This window comes from Methylobacterium sp. WL18, from assembly GCF_008040015.1.
GTDB classification, from domain to species: Bacteria; Pseudomonadota; Alphaproteobacteria; order Rhizobiales; family Beijerinckiaceae; genus Methylobacterium; species Methylobacterium mesophilicum.
Window position 1 is genome coordinate 1 of record NZ_VRVD01000440.1, and the last position, 3,937, is coordinate 3,937.

The window sequence follows — 3,937 nt, forward strand, 5'->3', positions numbered from 1 at the left end:
CCTGAGCAGAAGGCGAACGCGGTCGGCACCCGTCCGCCCGGCCTCGATGCCGCCCGCGCCGGCCAGCCGGACGACCTGACCCGGATCAAGGGCATCGGCCCGGGCAACACCCAGCGCCTGAACGGGCTCGGCATCTACCATTTCGACCAGATCGCCGCCTGGACCCGCGACGAGATCACCTGGGTCGGCACCTACCTCGCGTTCCCAGGTCGCATCGACCGGGAGAACTGGGTCGGGCAGGCTCAGACTCTGTCGGCCACCGGGAACTGACCGCGATGGCCGAAGTCACGAACGAACTGATCTACGAGGTGCTGAAGGCGATGCAGGCGCGCCTTGGCAATATCGAGGAGGGTGTGTGCGAGGTGCGTGGCGAGATCCGGGCGCTTCGGACCCCCGTCCACGGTGTCCAGAGCGATCTGCACAACCTCTACGAAGCGTACAGCGCACTCGATATGCGCGTCGGCCGCATCGAGCGCCGCCTCGACATCGTCGACGCTCCGGTCAGCTGAGGAACAAAGAACATGCTGTCGGATCAGGATCGCATCTTCACCAACCTCTACGGCCTGCATTCGCCGGGCCTGGAGGCTGCCAAGCAGCGCGGCGCGTGGGACGGGACCAAGTTCCTCCTGGAGCAGGGCCGCGACTGGATCATCGAGGAGATGAAGGCGTCGGGCCTGCGCGGTCGCGGCGGCGCGGGCTTCCCCACCGGCCTCAAGTGGTCGTTCATGCCCAAGAAGTCCGACGGGCGCCCGCACTACCTCGTGGTCAACGCCGACGAGTCGGAGCCCGGCACCTGCAAGGACCGGGAGATCATGCGGCACGATCCGCACCTCCTGATCGAGGGCTGCATGCTGGCCTGCTTCGCCATGGGCGCGCATGCCTGCTACATCTACATCCGCGGCGAGTACGTGGCCGAGAAGCACGCGCTCCAGAAGGCCGTGGACGAGGCCTACGAGGCCCGTCTCGTCGGCCAGTCCAACGTGCACGACTTCCCCTTCGACATCTACGTCCACCACGGCGCCGGCGCGTATATCTGCGGCGAGGAGACGGCGCTGATCGAGAGCCTCGAGGGCAAGAAGGGGATGCCGCGGCTCAAGCCGCCGTTCCCGGCCAATATGGGCCTCTACGGCTGCCCCACGACGGTCAACAACGTCGAGTCGATCGCGGTCGCCGGCACGATCCTGCGCCGGGGCGGCGCGTGGTTCGCCGGCCTCGGCGGCAAGAACAACACCGGCACCAAGCTGTTCTGCGTCTCGGGGCACGTCAACAAGCCGTGCAACGTCGAGGCGGAGCTGGGCATCACCTTCCGCGAGCTGGTGGACCGGCATTGCGGCGGCATGCGTGGCGGCTGGGACAACCTGCTGTGCTCGATCCCGGGCGGCTCCTCGGTGCCGCTGGTGCCGGCCGACCAGATCATCGACGCCAAGATGGACTTCGACACCCTGCGCAACCTCGGCTCCGGCCTGGGGACCGCGGCGGTGATCGTGCTCGACCGGTCCACCGACATCGTCGCGGCGATCACCCGCATCTCGTACTTCTACAAGCATGAGTCGTGCGGCCAGTGCACGCCCTGCCGCGAGGGCACCGGCTGGATGTGGCGCGTGATGCAGCGCATGACCGAGGGCCGCGCGCAGAAGCGCGAGATCGACATGCTGTTCGAGGTCACCAAGCAGATCGAGGGTCACACGATCTGCGCGCTCGGCGACGCGGCGGCCTGGCCGATCCAGGGCCTGATCAAGCACTTCCGGCCCGAGATCGAGAAGCGGATCGACCGCTATACGGCCAACCCGCATTCCGATCCCATCCCGATGGCGGCCGAGTAGGCCGATGACGGGTCAGCCGGACAGCCCGATTCTCGTCGATCCGCGGCGCATCGACCACGCGGTCGATCGCCGGGGCGACGATGTCCGCGCGTGGAAGGGCCGCCTGGCCGCGGTCGAGGACAACCTTGCCGGCGTTCACCGGCGGATCGACAGGATCGAGCGTCGCCTCGATCTCGCCGACGCCCCGCACTGAGATTGCACCGATGACAAAGATCCTCGTCGACGGCACCGAGGTCGAGGTACCGGCCGAATACACCCTGCTCCAGGCCTGCGAGGCCGCCGGGGCCGAGATCCCGCGCTTCTGCTTCCACGAGCGCCTGTCGATCGCCGGCAATTGCCGGATGTGCCTGGTCGAGCTGAAGGGCGCGCCCAAGCCGGTGGCGAGCTGCGCCTACGCGGTGAAGGATTGCCGCCCCGGCCCGAACGGCGAGCCGCCCGAGGTCCTCACCCGCTCCGGCCTGACCAAGAAGGCCCGGGAAGGGGTGATGGAGTTCCTCCTGATCAACCACCCGCTCGATTGCCCGATCTGCGACCAGGGCGGCCATTGCGACCTGCAGGACCAGGCGATGGCCTACGGGGTCGATTCGACCCGCTATCAGGAGAACAAGCGCGCGGTCGAGGAGAAGCATATCGGCCCGCTGGTGCGGACCGCGATGAACCGCTGCATCCACTGCACCCGCTGCGTGCGCTTCCTGGCGGAGGTGGCGGGCGTGCCCGACCTCGGCGCCATCGGCCGCGGCGAGGACATGGAGATCACCAGCTACCTCGAGCAATCCATGGCGTCGGAGCTCCAGGGCAACGTCGCCGACCTGTGCCCGGTGGGCGCCCTGGTCCACCGCCCGCAGAGCTACAACGTCCGGCCCTGGGAGCTGAACAAGACCGAATCGGTCGACGTGATGGATGCGGTCGGCTCGTCGATCCGCGTCGACACCCGCGGCCGCGAGGTGATGCAGATCGAGCCGCGGGTCAGCGAAGAGATCAACGAGGAGTGGATCTCGGACAAGACCCGCTACCACGTCGACGGCTTGCGGATGCAGCGCCTCGACCGTCCGTACCTGCGCGAGAACGGCCGGCTGCGGCCCGCCTCCTGGGGCGAGGCGTTCCAGGCCATCGCCGCCAAGGTGAAGGCGACCGATCCCAAGCGCATCGGCGCGGTGGTCGGCGACCTCGCGGGCGTCGAGGAGATATTCGCCCTGGGCGAGCTGATGCGCGCGCTCGGCACGCCCAACCTCGATTGCCGGCAGACCGAGACCGGGCTCGATCCGGCGCTCGGCCGCGCCTCCTACCTGTTCAACCCGACGATCCCCGGCATCGAGGCCGCGGACGCGATCCTGATCGTCGGCGCCAACCCGCGCACCGAGGCCTCGCTCCTCAACGTCCGGATCCGCAAGCGCTGGCGCATGGCGCCGCTCGCGGTCGCGGTGATCGGCGAGCCGGTCGATCTGACCTATCCCAGCCACTACATCGGCGCCGGCCCCGAGTCGCTCGCGGGCCTCGCCCGCGGCGAGCACAGTTTTCTTGCCACTCTCAAGGAAGCGAAAGCGCCGCTGGTCATCGTCGGCGCCAACGTCCAGCCGGGCATCCTGGCGGCGGCGGCAGCCCTCGCCAAGGAGATTGGCGCGATCGGCCCGGAGTGGAACGGCTTCGCCGTCCTACACACGGCCGCCGCCCGGGTCGGCGCCCTCGATCTCGGCTTCGTGCCGGGGGAGGGCGGCCTCGACTTCCCGGCCATGCTGGCTTCCGGCGGCGTCGACGTGCTGTTCAACCTCGGTGCCGACGAGCGCGACGTCGCCCCGGGCGCCTTCGTGGTCTACCAGGGCACCCACGGCGACCGCGGCGCATCACGGGCGGACGTGATCCTGCCGGGGGCGGCCTACACCGAGAAGTCGGCGACCTGGGTCAACACGGAAGGGCGGGTCCAGATGGGCAACCGCGCCGGCTTCCCGCCGGGGGATGCCCGCGAGGATTGGGCGATCCTGCGCGCCCTGTCGGACGTGCTGGGCCAGCGCCTGCCGTTCGATTCGCTCACCGCGCTCCGCCGGGCGCTCTACGCCGCCCACCCGCATTTCGCGGCGGTCGGGACCGTGGAGGCCGGCGATGTCGCGGCGGCCGTG

The 3,937-nt window shown here is 69.3% G+C and carries 4 protein-coding genes and 1 pseudogene; all 5 read left to right on the forward strand.

Annotated features, from left to right (window positions below; all coding sequences use genetic code 11):
* Nucleotides 1-270 (forward strand): annotated as a pseudogene (locus FV228_RS22465) (NADH-quinone oxidoreductase subunit NuoE); the annotation flags it as partial.
* Nucleotides 271-275: 5 nt separating this feature from the next.
* Entirely contained in the window at nucleotides 276-509 is a 234-nt protein-coding gene (locus tag FV228_RS22470) for a hypothetical protein (RefSeq protein WP_147856626.1), read from the forward strand.
* A 12-nt stretch (nucleotides 510-521) separates the two neighbouring features.
* Nucleotides 522-1,823: an NADH-quinone oxidoreductase subunit NuoF gene (gene nuoF / locus FV228_RS22475; protein ID WP_147856627.1), complete on the forward strand. Its 1,302-nt coding sequence runs from the start codon at nucleotides 522-524 to the stop codon at nucleotides 1,821-1,823.
* 4 nt (nucleotides 1,824-1,827) lie between these two features.
* Nucleotides 1,828-2,016, forward strand: coding sequence for a hypothetical protein (locus FV228_RS22480; RefSeq protein ID WP_147856628.1), 189 nt, complete (start codon nucleotides 1,828-1,830; stop codon nucleotides 2,014-2,016).
* Between the two features lie 10 nt (nucleotides 2,017-2,026).
* Nucleotides 2,027-3,937, forward strand: a 1,911-nt coding sequence (gene nuoG / locus FV228_RS22485) for an NADH-quinone oxidoreductase subunit NuoG (protein ID WP_147856629.1), incomplete at its 3' end; no start/stop codon positions are given.

Coding starts and splice junctions, on each gene's coding strand:
- FV228_RS22470 (WP_147856626.1), top strand. CDS start 276: ATGGCCGAAGTCACGAACGAACTGATCTACGAGGTGCTGAAGGCGATG.
- nuoF (WP_147856627.1), top strand. CDS start 522: ATGCTGTCGGATCAGGATCGCATCTTCACCAACCTCTACGGCCTGCAT.
- FV228_RS22480 (WP_147856628.1), top strand. CDS start 1,828: ATGACGGGTCAGCCGGACAGCCCGATTCTCGTCGATCCGCGGCGCATC.